General features: G+C 25.6%; 15 protein-coding genes. 3 read left to right on the top strand and 12 right to left on the bottom strand.

Annotated features, from left to right (window positions below; all coding sequences use genetic code 11):
* Positions 1–73 precede the first annotated feature (73 nt).
* The 11 genes from NG904_RS07765 to NG904_RS07715 form a co-directional block, all read right to left on the bottom strand.
* Positions 74–241 (bottom strand): hypothetical protein, encoded by a 168-nt coding sequence (locus NG904_RS07765; protein ID WP_252212254.1) that lies wholly within the window; start codon positions 239–241, stop codon positions 74–76.
* A 65-nt stretch (positions 242–306) separates the two neighbouring features.
* A complete protein-coding gene (locus NG904_RS07760; protein ID WP_252230883.1) occupies positions 307–474 on the bottom strand; it encodes a hypothetical protein in 168 nt (55 codons plus the stop codon).
* A 24-nt stretch (positions 475–498) separates the two neighbouring features.
* On the bottom strand, positions 499–3,339 hold the full coding sequence (gene mutS, locus NG904_RS07755; protein WP_252230881.1) for a DNA mismatch repair protein MutS: 2,841 nt from the start codon (positions 3,337–3,339) through the stop codon (positions 499–501).
* Positions 3,340–3,484: 145 nt separating this feature from the next.
* Positions 3,485–4,507, bottom strand: a complete 1,023-nt coding sequence (splB, locus tag NG904_RS07750) for a spore photoproduct lyase (protein WP_252230879.1) — start codon at positions 4,505–4,507, stop codon at positions 3,485–3,487.
* Positions 4,508–4,928: 421 nt separating this feature from the next.
* Positions 4,929–6,407: a methyl-accepting chemotaxis protein gene (locus NG904_RS07745; protein ID WP_252230877.1), complete on the bottom strand. Its 1,479-nt coding sequence runs from the start codon at positions 6,405–6,407 to the stop codon at positions 4,929–4,931.
* 243 nt (positions 6,408–6,650) lie between these two features.
* Entirely contained in the window at positions 6,651–7,349 is a 699-nt protein-coding gene (locus NG904_RS07740; protein WP_252212250.1) for an MgtC/SapB family protein, read from the bottom strand.
* A 164-nt stretch (positions 7,350–7,513) separates the two neighbouring features.
* A complete protein-coding gene (locus tag NG904_RS07735) occupies positions 7,514–8,239 on the bottom strand; it encodes a glycerophosphodiester phosphodiesterase (protein WP_252230875.1) in 726 nt (241 codons plus the stop codon).
* 249 nt (positions 8,240–8,488) lie between these two features.
* Positions 8,489–9,187 (bottom strand): MgtC/SapB family protein, encoded by a 699-nt coding sequence (locus NG904_RS07730; protein WP_252230873.1) that lies wholly within the window; start codon positions 9,185–9,187, stop codon positions 8,489–8,491.
* Positions 9,188–9,458: 271 nt separating this feature from the next.
* Positions 9,459–12,719 (bottom strand): DEAD/DEAH box helicase, encoded by a 3,261-nt coding sequence (locus NG904_RS07725; protein WP_252230871.1) that lies wholly within the window; start codon positions 12,717–12,719, stop codon positions 9,459–9,461.
* A gap of 20 nt (positions 12,720–12,739) precedes the next feature.
* Positions 12,740–12,928, bottom strand: a complete 189-nt coding sequence (locus NG904_RS07720; RefSeq protein ID WP_003374128.1) for a hypothetical protein — start codon at positions 12,926–12,928, stop codon at positions 12,740–12,742.
* Positions 12,929–12,941: 13 nt separating this feature from the next.
* Positions 12,942–14,873, bottom strand: a complete 1,932-nt coding sequence (locus NG904_RS07715) for an ABC-F family ATP-binding cassette domain-containing protein (RefSeq protein ID WP_252230869.1) — start codon at positions 14,871–14,873, stop codon at positions 12,942–12,944.
* A 520-nt stretch (positions 14,874–15,393) separates the two neighbouring features.
* On the opposite strand from NG904_RS07715, the gene NG904_RS07710 reads away from it, so the two are divergent.
* Positions 15,394–16,350, top strand: a complete 957-nt coding sequence (locus NG904_RS07710) for a glycoside hydrolase family 73 protein (RefSeq protein ID WP_252230867.1) — start codon at positions 15,394–15,396, stop codon at positions 16,348–16,350.
* Positions 16,351–16,470: 120 nt separating this feature from the next.
* Here NG904_RS07710 and NG904_RS07705 read toward each other — a convergent pair whose 3' ends face one another.
* Positions 16,471–16,890 (bottom strand): hypothetical protein, encoded by a 420-nt coding sequence (locus tag NG904_RS07705; protein ID WP_252230865.1) that lies wholly within the window; start codon positions 16,888–16,890, stop codon positions 16,471–16,473.
* 295 nt (positions 16,891–17,185) lie between these two features.
* Between NG904_RS07705 and NG904_RS07700 the strand changes: the two genes are divergently transcribed.
* Both NG904_RS07700 and NG904_RS07695 read left to right on the top strand, forming a co-directional pair.
* Complete coding sequence (locus NG904_RS07700; RefSeq protein ID WP_252230863.1) at positions 17,186–18,679, top strand: phytoene desaturase family protein; 1,494 nt, start codon at positions 17,186–17,188, stop codon at positions 18,677–18,679.
* Positions 18,680–18,817: 138 nt separating this feature from the next.
* Positions 18,818–19,723 carry a M15 family metallopeptidase gene (locus NG904_RS07695; protein WP_252230861.1) on the top strand — a complete coding sequence of 302 codons (906 nt, stop codon included), beginning with the start codon at positions 18,818–18,820 and terminating at the stop codon, positions 19,721–19,723.
* Positions 19,724–19,737: the final 14 nt, after the last annotated feature.

Below are 19,737 nucleotides of genomic sequence, written 5' to 3'. Positions count from 1 at the left end.
CAAACTTTTTTATTTAGTAAAAAATACCTCAAAACAAACTTATTACATTAGAATGTTTTAAGGTATTTCAAATTTAATTTACATCATCATTAAAAATCTTAGCTTCTCTAATTACATAATTACATTGGGGATTTGGACAAGCTCTCTCTATTATTATATATGCTCCATCTATTTTACGTTTTCTAAGTAGATTTTTACTGCATTTTGGACATTCTAAAGGAATACTACAACCACAATTCATAAATTTATCTCCTATTTATCATTAAAACAAACTATTAGATTAGAATGTTTTAAGGTATCTTAAATTTAGTTTACATCATCATTAAAAATCTTAGCTTCTCTAATTACATAATTACATTGAGAATTTGGACAAGCTCTCTCTATTATTATATATGCTCCCTCTATTTTACGCTTTCTAAATAGCTTTTCTTTACATTTTGGACATTCTAAAGGAATACCACAACCACAATTCATAAATTTATCTCCTATTTATCATTTTTATTGAAGTTTTTTTGCATCTGTAACTAATCTATATAAAGTATTCATAGCTTCCATAGGGTTAAGTCCTAATATATCTACTTCACTAAGCTCTTTTATAAAATTTTCTTTTTCCATAACTTCAAAGTTAATTTGCATACTGTCATTAGAAACATCTTTATGCTTTTTATTGTGTTTCTTATTTGATTCTTGTAACTCTGTTATTTCAGATTTTAAATATTTTATAGTCTCTTCATACTCTGCATTTTGAGTTTCAACTCTTAAGATTCTCTCTTCAGTATAGTTACAACTAGTTTCATTTACATTTCTATTTTGATCTAAATTATTTTGTGCATTAGAAATAATTTTATCCTCTTCATTTTTAGTAGAATCAATAGCAATTTCTTTTTCTTCATCTGAATCCATTGAACATGCTGATACTTTATTTATATCAAAGGTATTTTTACCTTCTAAATCTTCAAGAATTTCTCTAGCACGATTAATAACATTCTCAGGAAGTCCTGCAAGCTTTGCAACTTCTATACCGTAAGATTCATCTGCACCGCCCTCTACTATTTTTCTTAAAAAGACTACGCTATCTTTTAATTTTTTAACTGCTACAGAGTAATTTTTAACTCCAGGTAAAATCCCTTCAAGTTTAACAAGTTCATGATAGTGAGTTGCAAATAAAGTTTTGCATCTTAAATCCTTATTTTTAGTTATATATTCAATAACAGACCAAGCAATTGAAAGTCCGTCATAAGTTGAAGTTCCTCTTCCCACTTCATCAAGTAAAACTAAACTATTACTTGTAGCATTTTTTAAAATATTAGAAACTTCCCACATTTCAACCATAAATGTAGACTTTCCACCTGCTAAATCATCAGATGCTCCTATTCTTGTAAAAATCTTATCACAGATAGATATGCTTGCACTAGTTGCAGGTACAAATGAACCTATTTGAGCCATCAATGTTATAAGGGCCACCTGTCTCATATATGTAGATTTACCAGCCATATTAGGTCCAGTAATCAATAATAATTCCTTATCAGTTTGATTTAATGCAGTATTATTTGATACAAAGTCTCCCTTTCCAATTACTTTTTCAACTACAGGGTGTCTTCCATCAGTTATTTTAATTAATCCATCTGTATTTATTTCAGGTTTAATATAATCATTTTCTAAAGCAAGTAAAGCTAAAGTTGAAATAGCATCTAAATCTGATATTATCCTAGCGCTCTTTTTTAATCTGCTTATTTCTTTTTCAATTTTATCTCTTATTTCAACAAATATAGAATATTCTAAGTTAATAAGTTTTTCTTCAGAACCTAAAATTTTATCTTCCATAACTTTAAGTTCTTCAGTTATAAATCTTTCAGCATTAGCTAATGTTTGCTTTCTTATATATCTACCTTCTGGGATAGAATTATAATTTGATTTACTTATTTCTATATAGTATCCAAATACCTTATTATAACCAACCTTTAAAGACTTAATACCTGTAAATTCACGTTCTCTATTTTCAAGAGCAGCAATCCACTCTTTTCCATGAAGTTTACTTTGACGTAATTCATCTACTAAAGTATTATATCCATCTTTTATTATGTTTCCTTCTTTTAAACTTAAACCAGGATCTTCTTTAATAGAGTCATTTAATAAATCTCTTACATCAATCAATTCATCTAAATTTTCATAGTATCCTTTTAACAATTCAGAACTAGTATCTTTTAAAAGTTCCTTAATGCATGGAAGTTTATCTAAAGATGATTTAAGAGATAATAAATCTTTAGCATTGACATTTTTATTGGATATTTTACCAACAATTCGTTCTATATCATAAATTTCTTTTAAAGCGCTTCTTAAGTCTTCATTGAAACCTATTGAATTAAATACTTCTTCAACTCCACTTAATCTTTTTTCTATTTCATCTTTAACTATAAGAGGTTCATCTATCCATTTTCTTAAAGTTCTTCCCCCCATAGATGTTGCACTTTTATCAAGAACCCAAAGAAGAGATCCTTTTTTAGTTTTTTCTCTTATACTTTCTGTAAGCTCTAAGTTTCTTCTTGAGTTTCCATCTATGGTCATATAATTTATAATTTCATATTGTTCTAATAAATTGATATTCGTTAAACTCATCTTTTGAGTTTCATTTATATATTTAAGAAGTACTTTACTTGGAATTTCTCTTTCTATTGTTAATCCACTTACTTCTAAGTCTGAAAACTGCTCTATAAGTTCTTCTTTTGAAACTAAAAACTCATTAAAATCTTTTTTCGTTATAAGAACAGGAAGTACATTGTTTATTTCTTCTAACAATTCTTCGCTTATATTATTGTCAACTAGTATTTCTTTTGGAGAAACCTTTGAAATCTCATCTAATAAGCTCATCTTAATATTATTAAAAGATGTAGTTTTAAATTCACCAGTACTTATATCAGACATTGCTATTCCAAATTTATCTTCATATCCATATATCACCATTAAATATGTATTATCATTTTCTAAATTAGAATTACTATCTATAAATGTTCCTGGAGTTATTACTTTTACAACTCCTCTTTTTACTATTCCTTTGCTTTGCTTGGGATCTTCAAGTTGTTCACATATAGCAACCTTATATCCTTTAGTAACAAGTCTTGGGATGTATGCAGCAGCTGCATGATGTGGAATACCACACATTGGTGCTCTTTCTTCAAGTCCACAATTTTTGCCTGTTAAAACAAGTTCAAGCTCTCTAGATACAGTTAGTGCATCATCAAAGAACATCTCATAAAAGTCACCTAATCTATAAAATAGAATACAATCATTATATTCTTCTTTTGTTTTCATGTACTCTACCATCATTGGCGTTAAAGCCATAATAATTTCCTCCTTTTAATTAGGTATAAAAAATTAAATATTTTTACCTAATTTTAAAACTTAAAATCAAGTCTTATTTTATCACAGGGGGAAGCTGTAATCAAAGATTAAAAAAGTCTTCCAAAATAAAATGGAAGACTTTCTTTTAAATAATATACTTTATAACACTATTTTCAAACAATTCATTTATTTTAATTGTAAAAAATGATTTAACCTCTTCTAGCTGTTCTTTAGTATAAACATATTTTCCATATCCAAATTGACCGTACTTATATTTACGTTCTTCATCATTCATTGGTAAAGTATTATCTGGAAATACTTCATTTATAACATTTTTTGCTCTTGTAGTATATCTATGGGTTATAACTTCAAATGATAATGGATATTTTAAATCCTTAGGCATCTTATCATGTAATCTTATCAGAAGGTCATTGTAGTCTTCTTTCCAATTTTCATATAAAAATACTGGAGCTATTATAAATCCAATTGGATACTGTGCTTTTGCAACTTTTTCACAGGCTCCAAGTCTTAAATCATAAGAAGATGTTCTATTTTCAAAATCATTTATTACTTTATTCGTATTTAGAGTAAATCTAATTTCTGTCTTTCCTTTATGATCTATATTCAAAAGCGTATCTACATCATTATATTTAGTTACAAATCTAAATTTACCTTTTTCTTCATTTGCAAAAAATTCAATAGCTTTTTGTAAAGAATGAGTATATGGTTCTATTGGTATAGGATCTGATGTAGCAGCACCTTCAAATATTGTTATCTCAGGACTTCTCTCAATAATATGCTTTTTTGCTTGATTTAATATATCATCTATATTTACATTAACTTTAATAAATGGTTTAGTACTTAAGTTAGTATTAAGATAGCAATACTCACAATATCCTGTACATCCAGAAAGAAGAGGCAATTGATAATGTGCTGAAGGCTTACATGACTGGAATTTAAAACTCTTTTTAATTCCAACTACTAAGGTATTTTTACCTTCTCTATAATAACTATAAGTATCATCTCCTGGAATATGCTGTTTTAGCCTATTTCCACTTATATTTATAATATCAACATTTTTATTATCTTTAAATGTATTATATATACTTTGACCAATTTCATAATCTAAACTTCCCTTTTCAAATAATATTCTTTTAGGAATAAACATATATAATTTTCTCCTCTCAAAAAGTTGATTTTATAGATTTTATTTTGTAAAATTACCATTAAATCAATAGTTAACATTTTTCAATAATTGTTTTCAAACATATTTTTTAATATTTGAAAATCTTAAGTATAGAAATCTAACATAATCTAATTTTTATTTTTAGTTAAATTTAGATATTTATACATATTGAAAATTATTTTATATGTATAAACACTAACTATGATCTTTTAATGCATATAAGTAACTACATACTATTAATGTGCATATGATTACTAAATAAAAATAACTGCTTATTTAATAAAACAAGCAGTTATTTTGGTTAATTATCCATATAAATTACAGGTGGTTTTAAGACCTATTATATATTTTAACTTTATAATTTTATTTTATTCATTAGATTGATAATTTGTGATTTATTTCATTATATATCCTGTATATATTGTAACTCAGATAATTTAATACAAATTTTATTAATATCATCGTAGCTTTTAGATATACTGTTAATATTGTTATTTAAGTCATCAATACTTGATGATACTTCTTCCATTGAAGAAGCAATATTTTCAATATTTTTACTTACGTAATTAACCTCTTTTAATGTATCATTAAATTCTTTTTCTAAAATACTACAATTGCAATTTATGTTTTTTGAATTATGCAATACATTTGAAGTATTGTTGTTTATATTATTAAATAAGTTCTTTACAACTTCAGTATGCTTATTGCATACTTCAATTGATTTTTGCTCATTTAATATTTCATCTGAAACAATTATAGTTTTACCTGATATATTATTTAGTATTAATGATATTTTTTCCGTTGCATCTCTTGAATTTTCTGCAAGTTTTCTAACCTCTTCTGCAACTACTGCAAAACCTTTTCCATGTTCTCCAGCTCTTGCTGCTTCAATTGATGCATTAAGTGCTAAAAGATTTGTTTGATTTGATATTTCACCTATTGAATCAATTATTTGTACAATTTTTTTGTTTTCATTGCTAAGCTCTTTAATTAGATCAACCACATTTATAATGTTAGAATTCACTTTATTCATCTCTATAGAAAATTCATTAAAACTATTAATACCGTTAGTTACAACATTTTCAGTTTTTAAAGATAAATTCTCCATTTTTTTAATTGAAGTTGTAACTTCATTAAGATTTTTTGCACCATTTTTCATCAATTCAATAACTTTATTTATAATTAGGACTTCTTCAGTAGTTTTTGCTGCTACAGCATTTGATGACTGAGTAATTTGATTGAAAATTTCTCCGGTGTTATCAATTCCAGATTTAATTATAATATTAGCATCAGTTAAATGATTAACAGTCTGATTAATTTCAGATAATAATTCATTAGACTTAGAATTTGATTCTATTATTGCTTTAGCATTCTCTTCAGATTTTTTATATGCCTTTTTAGTTAATATAGATAAGAACACCAATATACCAGTCATAACAACAATATAAGCTATAAAAAGTCCAAGTTGTTCATAATTAGCATTATTAAATACTTCAACTCTATATTTGAAGAAAAAGTATATAACTACTCCAATATTTATAATAGAATTGTATATAACAACTTTCTCTTCTTGATAAATACTTGTTAAGATAATTCCATAGTAGATAAGTACAAAAGCAGCTAAACCTGGCTTTAAATTCATTATTAAAATATTTAATATAGGAAATATTGTTACTGAATAATACATAGCACCAATCATATGATCTTTCTTAATTAAACATCCTAAAATAAAAATACAAATTCCACCAATTACTATTATTGGCATTATAACATGGATTCCAGATTTAAAAAATAAATCAAAACTTATTCTTCCAATCAAAGAAACCAAAAGCCCAAGTAACATAACTATATTTTTGAGCTTTAACATTTCACTGTGATTCATTTAATTTCCTCCTTAGTTAAATTTAACTTATAAAAATTATAATATTTTTATATATCATAGTCAATTATTGTTATTAAATGAAACAATTTGTAAATAAAGGTATTTTTATGTCTGAAAATATAACTAAGATATAAAAACACATTTATTTTCTTCAATTAGAATGTTTCTTTTAATCACCAAGGTAAAAATCACCTAAGATAACTAAATCTTAAGTGATTTTTTATTCTTTAAGAATTTATATTATTATATTATTTCCTCTACACAACAGACATCTTCAATATTATGAAGTTGAAGAGTGTAGTCAGAATGATTCCATTTTTGAGAGAGTTTTAATGTCATTGTTAAAGCAATTATACGATCATCCTTATTCGTAGTAGCTTTTTTCACTTCAATATTAGATATTTTAGTTCCGTCAGCTTGTACAGTTTTCATAAAATTAGCAACGCCTCTTATATCTCGAAGTTCTGTATAAACATCCATAACTCTAGAATGAGTTCTTGAATATAAATCTAGCCTATGAAGTCCTGTAACTACAGCAAGCATAAACACACATGCTATAATTGCACCTTCGTAAAAACCTATTCCAATAGCTAATCCCATGCATGCACATGCCCAAAGACCAGCTGCTGTTGTAAGACCTGTAACTTGATTTTTCCCAACTACTATGATTGTTCCTGCGCCTAAAAATCCTATTCCACTAATAACTTGTGCACCCAGTCTAGTTATATCTCCAGTACTATGAAGAACATCTCTCATATATTGACTTGTTATCATAATTAATGTGGCACCAATGCACACTAAAATATGTGTCCTAAATCCTGCAGGTCTATTTTTTCTTCCTCTTTCCGCACCAATAATTCCTGCACAAATAGTTGCTAAAGCAAGCCTTACAATTATTGATACTGTATTAATTTCTCTTAAGTATAAAATAAAATCATTCATACGCTATTAATCAACCTAATTTTACATTAGCTGACTTTTAATCACCCACCTTTGTATATTTAATATAATTATAACACTATAATATTAAGATTTTACGCCTTAGATATTAATGTGAACCTTTTATTTCAATCTATAGTATACGATATTCTTCTTCCTTTGAATCATCAAATAAATAATTCTTTTAATACATTGGGATAGTTAGTTATTATTGCATCTACTCCTAAATCAATCATATTTTGCATATCATTTTTATCATTAACAGTATAAACATTTACTTTTAAATCATTATCATGTGCTCTTTCAACAATTTCTTTATTTACACTATGATATTCTGGATGAAGGGCATTTCCACCAACCATTTGTACGTAATTATGAGGTTCAAATATACAATCATAGTATAATACTCCTGTTTTTATGGTTCTATCTAGTCCTATACATCTTCTTACAGAGTAATGATTAAATGTAGATACTATGACTCTTTCTTCTAGCTTATATTCTTTGATTAAATCATAAGTTGTTTTTTCTATATTTTCATAATCAATTATGCTATTTTTAATTTCTATATTTATAATAATATTTTTATTACTAACATACTTTAAGAATTCTTCTAATGTTGGAATTTTTAATCCTTTAAATTCCTCACCAAATTTTATTCCAGCATCAAAATTCATTAATTCTTCTAATGTATAATCTTTAATTAAGCCTGTGCCAGTTGTAGTTCTATCTAGTTCTTCATCATGGCATATTACTGCATATCCATCCTTAGTTAATTGAACATCAGTTTCTATTCCATCACAGCCAACTTCTATAGCTTTTTCAAAAGCTAGCATTGTATTTTCTGGATATACTCCACTAAATCCTCTATGAGCAATATTTACTACTTTTTTCATTTATAGTTTCCCCCTAAGTCAATCTACTTTTCAAGTAATAACTAAACATAAATCTATTCTAGTTTTTTATACTAATTATTTATTTTTATCTAATAAAATTTTAAAATAGATTCTATATGATTATAATAACAAAATAAATATTATTATTAAAGAGTAGCAATAATTGAATTAATAGAATATGCTACTCTTAATATATTATTTCTTACTATTAAATTTTAATTCAAATAAAATGGACTATTTTATTTGAATCTATATCATTTCTTCAACCATGCAAACTCCTTCTATATGATGAAGTTGTAAAATGTATTCCATATGATCACAATTTTGATTAAGCTTTAATGTCATGGCTAGTGCAATAACTTTTACATCACTATTTTTATTCTTAATTTCAACATTAAATATTTGAGTTCCATCTTTTTTGACGCAGGTCATAAAGTTCATAACCCCCTTAATATCCTCAAGTTCAACATAAATATCAATAGTTTTAGAATGTGTTTGCATATATTCATCAAGTTTATGAAGCCCAGTGACTACCCCCATTAAAAATATACATGTTATAATAGCACCTTCATAAAAACCTATCCCAATAGCTAGTCCCATACAAGCACATGCCCAAAGTCCAGCTGCTGTTGTAAGTCCCTTAACTTGATTTTTTCCAACTACTATTATTGTACCTGCACCTAAAAAGCCTATCCCACTAATAACTTGAGCACCCATCCTACTTGCATCACCTGGTAAATTTAATACACCAGTCATATACTGATTTGTAATCATTATAATTGTAGCCCCAATACATACTAAAATATGTGTCCTAAATCCTGCTGGTCTGTTTCTTCTTCCTCTCTCAGCTCCAATAATTCCAGCACAAATAGTTGCTAAAGTAAGTCTAACTATTATCGATACTGTATTAACCTCTCTTAAATAATTTATTAAATCTAAACTTTGCATATCATCACCTACTTTTAAACTCTTAATAAAAATCTTTTGTATTTCTAATTTAAATAACAGAGATTTTATAAATGCCTAATCTTATTTAAAGTTTTATATAAGAAGAGAGACAATGTAACCAAAATTTTGACTACATTGCCTCAATAGACATTGTATGTTTAAATTTATTCTATTTAAGTTTAAAGTTATGTTTTGCAAAAGGTTTATATATTCATAAACAAAGATGAAGTAACAATTGAACTTATGTTTAAAACATAAGTTTTTATAGATATTAATTGAATAAATTAATAATTTGTTCTTCATTTAAAGTATTTATAAATGAACCTATGTTTAAATCATCACCTAGGATTGTATCTATAAGCTTTCGTTTACTATCTTGAAGTTCTACTATCTTTTCTTCTATTGTGCCTTGTGCTATAAGTTTAATTACTTCAACAGTGTTTTCTTGACCAATTCTATGTGCTCTGTCAGTTGCTTGATCTTCTACTGCTGGATTCCACCATGGATCGAAATGTATTACTATATCTGCACTAGTTAAATTAAGACCAGTTCCTCCAGCCTTTAAAGATACCAAAAATACATTATTCTCTCCATCATTAAAATCATCAACCATTCTCATTCTATTGATAGATGATACTGAACCATCCAAATAAGAAAATAATATGTTATTTTCTTTAAGTAAGTTACCTATATTTTTAAGCACAGACGTAAATTGAGAAAATACTAATATTTTATGGCCTGAACTTATGCTATGATCTAGTATCTCTAAAAGTGCATCTATTTTCCCACTTGTACCTAAATAATTTTCCATAATAACTGATGGATCTAAGCAAATCTGTCTTAACTTTGTTATATATGATAAAATTTCTATTTTACTGTTCTTAAATTCATCATCTTCAACTTTCTTTTGTATTAAATCTCTAGCATATTCAGAATAAGTTTTATATACTAATTTTTGCTCATCACTTAAAGGAATAACTAATCTTTTTTCAATTTTATCAGGTAATTCTTTAATTACATTTTTCTTATATCGTCTTAATATAAACGGCTTTACAAGTCTATTTATTTCTTCTAATATTTCTTTTTCTTCTTCAAGCCTTCTATAATATCTACTTGTAAATCTTTTTTCATCATAAAGATACCCAGGCATTATAAAGTCAAAAATAGACCAAAGTTCCATTAATGAATTTTCTATAGGTGTACCTGTTAATGCAAATCTTGATTTTGATTTAATACTTTTAACAGCTTTTGCATTTTGTGATGAAGCATTCTTTATGTTTTGAGCTTCATCTAAAATACAATAATCAAATACCATGTCATATAAATCTAAATCTCTTCTTAAAAGATTATATGTTGTTATAATAACATCATAGTTATTATATGCTTTAATAAGCTCTTCACGTTCCTCTTTATTAGAATTTACTATACATACTTTCATTGAAGGAGCAAATTTTTTAAATTCATTAAACCAATTATATATAAGAGAAGTTGGTGCTACTATAAGTGAATGTGAATTTTCTTTTGATAATAAAAATACTATGGCTTGAAGTGTTTTCCCAAGCCCCATTTCATCACCTAATATTCCACCAAATCCTAAATAATCTAATGTTCTAAACCAATTATAACCATCTCTTTGATATTCTCTAAGTTCCGCTTGAATACCATATGGGGGTTGAAATGATTTATTTTTAATGTTTTTAAGTTTATCTCTTATGTCAGTGATTTTTTCTCTACCAGTTATAAATCTAAAATCTTTATCTTCTAAATATTGTTCTAAGTAAATTCCTTTATTTTTATATAAAGCAATTGTGTTATTATTTAAAGTCTCTTCTAAAAGTAAATTATCTAAAAGAGTTAGTATTTCTTTTAGGTCTTTATCTTCTAAATCTAAGAACTCACCATTTTCTAATTTATAGTACTTTAAATTACTTCTAAAGCTTCTTAATATATTAGTGGTTTCTTCTTTAGATAGGTCTGATAATATAAATTCAAATTCAAAATAATCAAATTTGCCTTTTCTAACATCGCCTTTAAAGTCAGATTTTGATATATTTCTTATTCCTTTAAAATTCTCTGAATAAAAAACTTCACCATAATCCTGAAATCTTTCTATATCATATTTGAAGAATCTAAATATATAATCATCATCTTTTAAAAAGATAAATTTATTATTTACATCTTCAAATCCAAATTTTTTTACTAATTTATATACTTCTTTTTCTTTTTGAGAATCTCTATATATAACTTTTTCTTTGAATTCTTCAAAGTAATTAAATTCATAACCACCATATGAAACCTTTAATGTTAAATAAACATTTTCCCTGTCTTTATCAAAGTAAAATTTGAAAATAACAGGCGCTATTACAACCTTATTTTTAAGTTTTTTAGATAAATTTAATCCATTACTTACATTTTGTATTGATGGTATAAGCTCTTTTAACACTCTTTTTTCATCATTTTGACCAAAAGCTATACTCTGTGTATTATTAAACACTTTAAGATAAGGAACTAATCTTTCACTTTGTTCGGTAGATGGAACATATATTGAAGTACCATAAAGGAATACATCTTCATCTTGTGTAAGTGCTTCTGGCATACCATTAGGAACTTCTAATATTATATTATTTCCACTGTCACATAAGGAAAAAGGAATTGGTATATCTTCATAAAGTATTTCTGAATCGATTATCCTGCAGAAAAACCCATCGCCTAAATATACTCTATGATTCTTTATTATATCTAAAAAAGTTTTTACTAATATATCAGGTATAGTTAAAGTTTTTCCATTTATAATTTTATCTTGACTTCTTTTAAATGAGCTTTGTAAATTTTCTTTTTCACTCAATCTATAAATAAACTTAATAAGTCTTCTATCATCAAATGATAAATTTTGTTTCCTTATATCAAAAATAAAATCTTTTCCATATTTGATGGGCATTTTATTATACATACATGTTAAAAATTGATTTATATCCTTTAATACATACATTTTATTATTACAACTTTTTAAACCGATTTTAAACTCAGCTTGAAGTTTTGAAGACCATGTATTTCTATTTAAGGTTATCTCAAATTTAACATTTTCTTTATTATCTTCTAATAGCGAACTTAATAAATCTTGAGATTTTGCTGCTTTAGAAAAAACACTCTGATTATCATCTTTACTCTTTTGCAAAAATAATAACTTTTCTTTTAAATTTTCATCATTATCTAAACTATTTAAAAAATAGTAAAAAGATGCTATTAAATGCTTACAGCAGTAATTATCCTTTGAAAATTCTTTTTTCTCAAAATCTGTACAACTACAATATGTACCTATAACTTCTTTTGTTTTACTATCAATTTCTATTTTACAGGAATATTCATTAAAAAGACTTTCTGATATTACAGAAGAGATAATATCTATCATATGATTATCTACATTAACTTTTATATCTTTTACTAAATCATTTTTAAGTATTACCTCAGCTTTAACTCTATTTCGTCCGCTTATACTATTATTGAATCCTTCCATTAACACTTGTTTTATCATAAATTATCACCATTTATAAATTACTTATTTATTTCTCTCATTCTTGTTATTAAAGAAGATTCTATATACTCAGATTTAGAAAATCCTTTTCTAAAATATCTTATTTGCTTATACTTTTTTCCTTGAAGCTCCATATCTAAAACATCAATTCTATCACCTTTAAATATTAGAGGTTCTTTCTTTCCTTTTAAGTAAACTTGTAGTTCCACTATAAATCCTCCATTATTGTTTTTTCTTTGAATTATATTCTTCTATTGAAGCTGCAATTTCATTTAAATATTCCCATCTCTCATACTTCTGCTCTAATTCTTGCTCAAGAGATTCTTTTTCCTTCATCAATTCATTAAGCTTTCCATAATTAGTAGCATTTTTCTCTAAATCTTTATCAAGATGCTCTATCTTACTTTCTAAAGTAGATATATCTCCATCTATAGTTTCAAATTCTTTTTGTTCCTTAAAAGTAAACTTAGGTTTATCTTCTTTATTTTTAACTCTTTCTTTTTTCACTTTATTAGTAGACTTTTCATTTTCTAAAGATTTATTATTTTTTTCTATCTCTTTTGCTATTAAGAAATCACTATAATTACCATTATATTCTTTAATTAATCCATCGCCTTCATAAGAGAATATTTTATTACAGATTCTATCTAAAAAGTATCTATCATGTGATACAACAATTACAATACCCATAAATTCATCTAAAAATGATTCTAGAATTTTTAAAGTTTCAATGTCCAAATCATTTGTAGGCTCATCTAATATCAAGAAATTAGGCGATTCCATTAATACTCTTAAAAGATGTAATCTTCTTTTTTCTCCACCAGATAATTTTTCAATTGGAGTATATTGCATTGTGCTATCAAATAAAAATCTTTCACACATAGAAGAGGCTGTTATTTTAGTTCCATCTTCAGTTGGAATATACTCTCCACCTTCTTTTACATAATCTATAACTCTTAAATTATGATCAATATGAGCATTGTCTTGTGCAAAACAACCTATCTTTACAGTGTCACCTATTTCAATTCTACCACTATCTAGTGGTATTAAACCTCTAATTAAGTTAACTAAAGTTGTTTTTCCTGCTCCATTTTCTCCAACTATACCTATTCTATCATCTCTTAAAAATAGATAATTAAAATCTTTTATAATTTGTTTCTCATCAAAAGATTTATTTACATCATATAACTCAACTATTTTTTTACCTAATCTACTTCCTACAAAAGATATATCAACATTGTCTTTTATTTCAATAGATTTTGTATTTACTAATTCATCAAACCTTTGTAATCTTGCTTTTTGCTTAGTTGTTCTAGCTTTAGCACCTCTTCTTACCCATTTTAATTCATTTCTAATTAATGCATCTCTCTTTTCTTCTTTAACTTGTTCTGTTTCAAGTCTTTCAACCTTCTTTTCTAGAAATGCAGTATAATTTCCAGGGTATGTATAAAGGTTTCCTCTATCTAATTCAATTATTCTATTAGTAACTCTATCAAGAAAATACCTATCATGAGTAATCATTAAAAGTGCACCTTTTCTTGTATTTAAGAATTCTTCAAGCCATTCTATAGATTCAGCGTCAAGATGATTTGTAGGCTCATCTAATATAAGTAATTCACAAGGTGTTATAAGCGCTGATGCAAGGGCAACTCTCTTTTTTTGTCCCCCAGATAAATTATCCATTATTTCATTATAGTTAGATATTCCAAGCTTATTTAAAATACTTTTAGCTTCACTTTCTAAGTCCCATAAATTAAAAGAATCAATTTGACCTTGAAGTTTTATGAGTTTATCATTTAATTTATTAAATTCTTCACCGTTGCAAGTATTTATCTTTACTAATATATCTTCATATTCCATAAGAAGTTTCATTTCTTTAGTGTCACCTCTAAATATTTGTTCTAAAACTGTGGCGCCACTTTTAAAATCTGGATTTTGAGAAAGATACTCTATTCTAACATTTTTTCCTTTTGTTATAGAGCCATCAAAAAATTCATCTCTTCCCCCTACAACTTTTAAAAATGTTGATTTTCCAGCTCCATTAATGCCTATAAGTCCGATTTTATCACCATCGTTAATTCCTAACGATACATTGTTTAATAATATTTTTTCACTGTAACTTTTATATATATTTTCTAAAGTAATTATATTCATTAAAATTAAAACTCCTTCATGTATTTCTTCATAATAATAATCTACCTCTTATTTTAACACATTTTAAAAAATTCTACCTTATAAAAGAAAGATCCAGTAAAATTTAAGTAATTATATATCTATGATTATAGCAAATAGAGTCAGTGTTTCTTTTATAAGAAATGTTGACTCTATTCTTAAAGTTCTATAATAAGCCAAACAAAAAAACTATCCAAGTTTTTATTATACTTAAAAATTCTATAATATTTTAATAATATGTTTTCACTTCGCTAAATTAAGTAAGTTGTTCTTAGAAAATTTCACAAGATAACAATAGCTCTTTTAAAGTAATGTAAATATCTATTGCTTAAAAAAATCTTAATATTACTACAATTATTACAAAATAGAAAAAATATTATGTTACTATAATATAAATTGTTGATATGAATGCACACATTAATTCATTTGATAATGTAATAATAAATTTATTATTTATTATTTATTATTTATTAAAATAAAAAATAGGCGGGAAGAGGCAAAAATGAGAACTAACAAAAGAAAAAATACAATATACGAAAAAGTAAAAAGAACGATAATAAAAACATTAAAAATGGCATTTTTGTTACTTGTTCTTACATGTATTGGGCTTACATTATTATATTATTTTCATAAAGATGATAATATCAAATTAAATTATACAGAAATTAAACGTTATATAAATTCAGCTGATAATGTAAGTAAAGGAAAGTTTCAAGTTAATTGGAAATACCTGGTTGCAATTGATTGTGTTAGATATGATAAAGATATCTCAAAATCAAATGATAAGAATGTGCTAAAATTGGGACAAACATTCTTAGAAAAGGATAGTAAAGAAAATAAGTATAAACTTATAAGTTTAGAAAATATGCTCAATAAATTATCATTTAGTGATTCTCAAAAAGAACAAACTTATAAATATCTAGAACAATTAGAATTTATAGGTTTAGTGCCAAATAATTTAAAAAAAGATTCATCTTATAGAAAGTTTATTGATGAGCTTTCCCCAAAAGCAATTGAATTATATAATAAGTATGGAATTCTTCCTTCTATTACAATATCCCAAGCCATTTTAGAATCTAATTGGGGAAAATCAGATCTTAGTGTTAAAGCAAATAATTTATTTGGAATAAAAGCTGATAGTAGTTGGAAAGGAAAAAGTATAACTATGACTACATCAGAGTATTATGATTCTGTTATAAAAGATACTTTTAGAAGCTATGAAAACAAAACAGACTCTTTAGATGATTATGGTAAATTTATTTTAAATAATAAACGCTATAAAAAACATGGAGTTTTTAATTCTTCTCAATATATAGAACAAGCTCAGTCAATTGAAAATGCAGGATATAGCACAAAGCAAGATGAAAATGGAAATAAAATCTATGCTGATTTATTGACTGATATAATAAGAGAAAATGATTTACAACTTATTGACAGTAATGTGCAAAGTCAAAAATAAAACTCTACTGTACACCAATATAAAATTCATTAATAAAGCTAATGATACTTTTAATATCATTAGCTTATTTATTAACAATTTTCACCTTATTATATATGTTAAAATAAGGATTAATATGTATTATTTTTGATTGTGTGCTCCAATATCAATTATTATTAACACTGACCAATCAGTTTCTGGATTTTGAATCCACTTACATTCAATATCAAGGAATTTAAGCCAAGCATTAAGTCCATGACTTTTTTTACTAACATTAGGCGATTTTCTTCCATGAGCTTCTTTTATAAATTCTAATAATTCTATTTGTTCATTTTTTTCAATTTTTTGATCTAATAAGTCTCTTATTTTTTCACAACATTTGTTGTAAGCCATTGGATCTTCTAAATATAACTCATCTGAATATACTTGTCTTTCCTTATTTAAAAGATCAGAAATCTCATTAATTTCATCTATGTTTGACAAATAGTGTTTAACTCTTCTTAATGCCTCAATATCAGCATCTAGTTTATTTATTGTTTTTTCTAATTTCTCAAATTTCATTTAATCTTCTCACTTTTCTTTTTTTATTTGCTATGTTTTAAAATATCAATTATAAAACATAGCTTTGTTTCATAACTATGATACCTCATTATAACACTATTTTTCATTCCTTCAAATTAATTAATAATTTTATTTTAATTAATTTGTATTATGCTTTATCGATCACCTTTTCAGTGTGTATAATTTTACCAAGATTATTTGTTGATTATTTGACAATAATAACAATAAAATTAAAGAATAAATCAATAAAATATTGGTTTTTCTACTTATTTAATTTTTGTATGAGGTATTAGATATGAATAAAAAAATCATAGTAATTGGAAGCGGTATTGGTGGACTATCTGTAGCTGCACGCCTTTTATCAAGGGGTTTTAATGTTACAGTATTAGAAAAAAATTCAACAATAGGAGGGAAAACTAACTTTTTTGAAGTTAATGGATTTAAATTTAATTTAACAGCATCATTAATCATATTTTTTAGAGACTATATTGAGGTTTTTGAGTATTGTAATAAAAATTATAAGGACTATTTTTCTCTTATTCCTATAGAAACACTCTATAGAGTGTTTTATTCTGATAATAGCATTTATGATTTTTCAAATAAATTTTCATCACTTTCTTCAAATATCAACCAAATTACAAATGGAGATATAGAGGACATATACGGTTATTTCAACTTTTTATCTTCTAATTATGAAAAATATCAAATTGCAAACAAGTATTTTTTAAACCAAAATTTTTCTAATAATAATAATTTTTTTAAATCTATAATTAGTAATACACATCTTGATTTGAAAATACTTCATTCATCTTATAAGGATTGTAAGAAATATATTAAAAATGAAAAGCTTATAAATTATTTTATGTTTCAAACTATGTATATAGGAGGATCACCATACACTTTATCAAATATATATAATTCAATTCCAGCTGTAACTCAAATAGAAGGGTTATATCATATGCAAGGGGGAATATATTCTTACATAAAAGCATTAGAAAATTTAATATTAAATCAAGGTGGAATTATAAATACTAATTGTAATGTAAAGAAAATATTATTTGAAGATAAGAAAGCTATAGGGGTAATGGTTAATAATCAAAAATTAAATGCAGATGCAGTAATTTGCAGTAGTGATTACTCTTATACAATTGATAATCTTATACAGGATAAGGATATAAAAGATTCAGTCAAACCAGTAGAACAATTAAAATATTCTTGTTCAACATTTATTTTATATTTAGGCTTAGATAAGAAATATCCTATGCTTAACGTAAATAATATCTATATAAATAAAAATTTCAAGAAAAACTTAAAAGCTCCTTTTAAAGGAATACTTTCAAAAGATCCATCAATATATATTTATTGCCCTAGTTCAGTAGATACCACTATTTGTCCAAATGGATATGAATGTATTAATGTTATGATTAGAGTTCCTAATTTACTTTATAATAATATTACTTGGAATTTAAAAACCAAAAATATGATAAAGAAAGAACTTTTAGATATATTATCATCAATAGATACCCTCAGTGATATAAAGGAACATATAATACTTGAAAAATATTTAACGCCACTTGATTTTAAGTACGCATTCAATACATATGGTGGAACTGCATTTGGTTTAAGTCATACACTAAATCAGACTAATATATTTAGACCTCAATGTGAAATCAAAAATATTAATAATCTATTCTTTACAGGTGCTTCTACTCATCCAGGTAATGGAGTGTCCATGGTTATTAAATCTTCTAAAATTTGTAGTGATAGAATCTGTGATTTATATAAATAGAGTGAAAATATATCTTAAGTTTATTTATATTATAGTTTTACTTTAAATGTTAAGATAAGTAAAATTTCTTCAGCACATAAACATACTCTTATTTGGATAAACTATATTCATATTAGTTTTAAATGGTGGTGAAAATTTATGAGAAAATTGAGTATTTTTTTTATATGCTTTATTATATTTTTTAATATACCTATAATATCAAAGGCTGAAGAAATTAGAGATTATGAAGTACAAATGAAACAAGATTTATTGGTCTTAATGTTATCATATCCTAACGACATTGTAGGAATTGAAAAAAGCAATGATAAAGTTTGTATTGTTATGAAATCTGGAAAAAAAATCTTATATGATGATAAAATTCAAAAAAGTCATGAAGAAAAATTAGCAAATCCAGACCTTCAAGATATGTTAGAACAGTACTATCCCCTTGATAAAAATGATGTAATTATGGATAAAAGCATTGATCCTGGAAGAGGTAGAAATTATGAATTATTAAATGAAGTATACGGTAGTTCAAGAAATGCCATAGAAAAAAATTTAAAGAACTTAAAATATGGATATACAAATTACCAATTTAATAAACAAAATAATGCTAACACCTCTTTAGATAATGCCTTAAAAGACCTTGTTCCTTTGTGCAAAACTAGAAATGATATAGCTAGTATACTTTATCCTGCTAGTGGAACTTACAATTATAGAGTAATATCTGGTACTGGTAGGTTAAGTCCTCATTCTTATGGAATAGCAATTGACTTAAAAAGTGATAAAAGAGATTATTGGAAATGGGGTTCTGAAAAAGATGCACAAAAAAGGCTTTCTGAATATCCTAAAGATTTAGTAGAAACATTTGAAAATAATAACTTTGTTTGGGGTGGAAAATGGGGGCATTTCGATATATTACACTTTGAATATAGGCCTGAAATTATTTTAAAAGCTAAGTATTTTACTAATTGGAATAATGAAGAGAATTGGTTTTATGGAGTTCTTTTAGAAGATGAAACTACAAAAAATTATATTGATATTATTGAAAAAGCATTAACTTAAAATACTATTTAGAA

Source organism: Clostridium sp. ZBS15 (assembly GCF_023845705.1).
GTDB lineage: Bacteria > Bacillota > Clostridia > Clostridiales > Clostridiaceae > Clostridium > Clostridium aquiflavi.
The sequence above is the reverse complement of the archived record's forward strand: the minus strand, read 5'-3'. Positions and strand labels throughout refer to the sequence as shown.

What these genes read in the sequence shown, in the direction of transcription:
- NG904_RS07725 (WP_252230871.1), bottom strand. Translation starts at nt 12,719, where the DNA reads ATGATAAAACAAGTGTTAATGGAAGGATTCAATAATAGTATAAGCGGA.
- NG904_RS07735 (WP_252230875.1), bottom strand. Translation starts at nt 8,239, where the DNA reads ATGAAAAAAGTAGTAAATATTGCTCATAGAGGATTTAGTGGAGTATAT.
- NG904_RS07715 (WP_252230869.1), bottom strand. Translation starts at nt 14,873, where the DNA reads ATGAATATAATTACTTTAGAAAATATATATAAAAGTTACAGTGAAAAA.
- NG904_RS07730 (WP_252230873.1), bottom strand. Translation starts at nt 9,187, where the DNA reads ATGCAAAGTTTAGATTTAATAAATTATTTAAGAGAGGTTAATACAGTA.
- NG904_RS07710 (WP_252230867.1), top strand. Translation starts at nt 15,394, where the DNA reads ATGAGAACTAACAAAAGAAAAAATACAATATACGAAAAAGTAAAAAGA.
- mutS (WP_252230881.1), bottom strand. Translation starts at nt 3,339, where the DNA reads ATGGCTTTAACGCCAATGATGGTAGAGTACATGAAAACAAAAGAAGAA.
- NG904_RS07760 (WP_252230883.1), bottom strand. Translation starts at nt 474, where the DNA reads ATGAATTGTGGTTGTGGTATTCCTTTAGAATGTCCAAAATGTAAAGAA.
- NG904_RS07745 (WP_252230877.1), bottom strand. Translation starts at nt 6,407, where the DNA reads ATGAATCACAGTGAAATGTTAAAGCTCAAAAATATAGTTATGTTACTT.
- NG904_RS07705 (WP_252230865.1), bottom strand. Translation starts at nt 16,890, where the DNA reads ATGAAATTTGAGAAATTAGAAAAAACAATAAATAAACTAGATGCTGAT.
- NG904_RS07765 (WP_252212254.1), bottom strand. Translation starts at nt 241, where the DNA reads ATGAATTGTGGTTGTAGTATTCCTTTAGAATGTCCAAAATGCAGTAAA.
- NG904_RS07695 (WP_252230861.1), top strand. Translation starts at nt 18,818, where the DNA reads ATGAGAAAATTGAGTATTTTTTTTATATGCTTTATTATATTTTTTAAT.
- splB (WP_252230879.1), bottom strand. Translation starts at nt 4,507, where the DNA reads ATGTTTATTCCTAAAAGAATATTATTTGAAAAGGGAAGTTTAGATTAT.
- NG904_RS07700 (WP_252230863.1), top strand. Translation starts at nt 17,186, where the DNA reads ATGAATAAAAAAATCATAGTAATTGGAAGCGGTATTGGTGGACTATCT.
- NG904_RS07740 (WP_252212250.1), bottom strand. Translation starts at nt 7,349, where the DNA reads ATGAATGATTTTATTTTATACTTAAGAGAAATTAATACAGTATCAATA.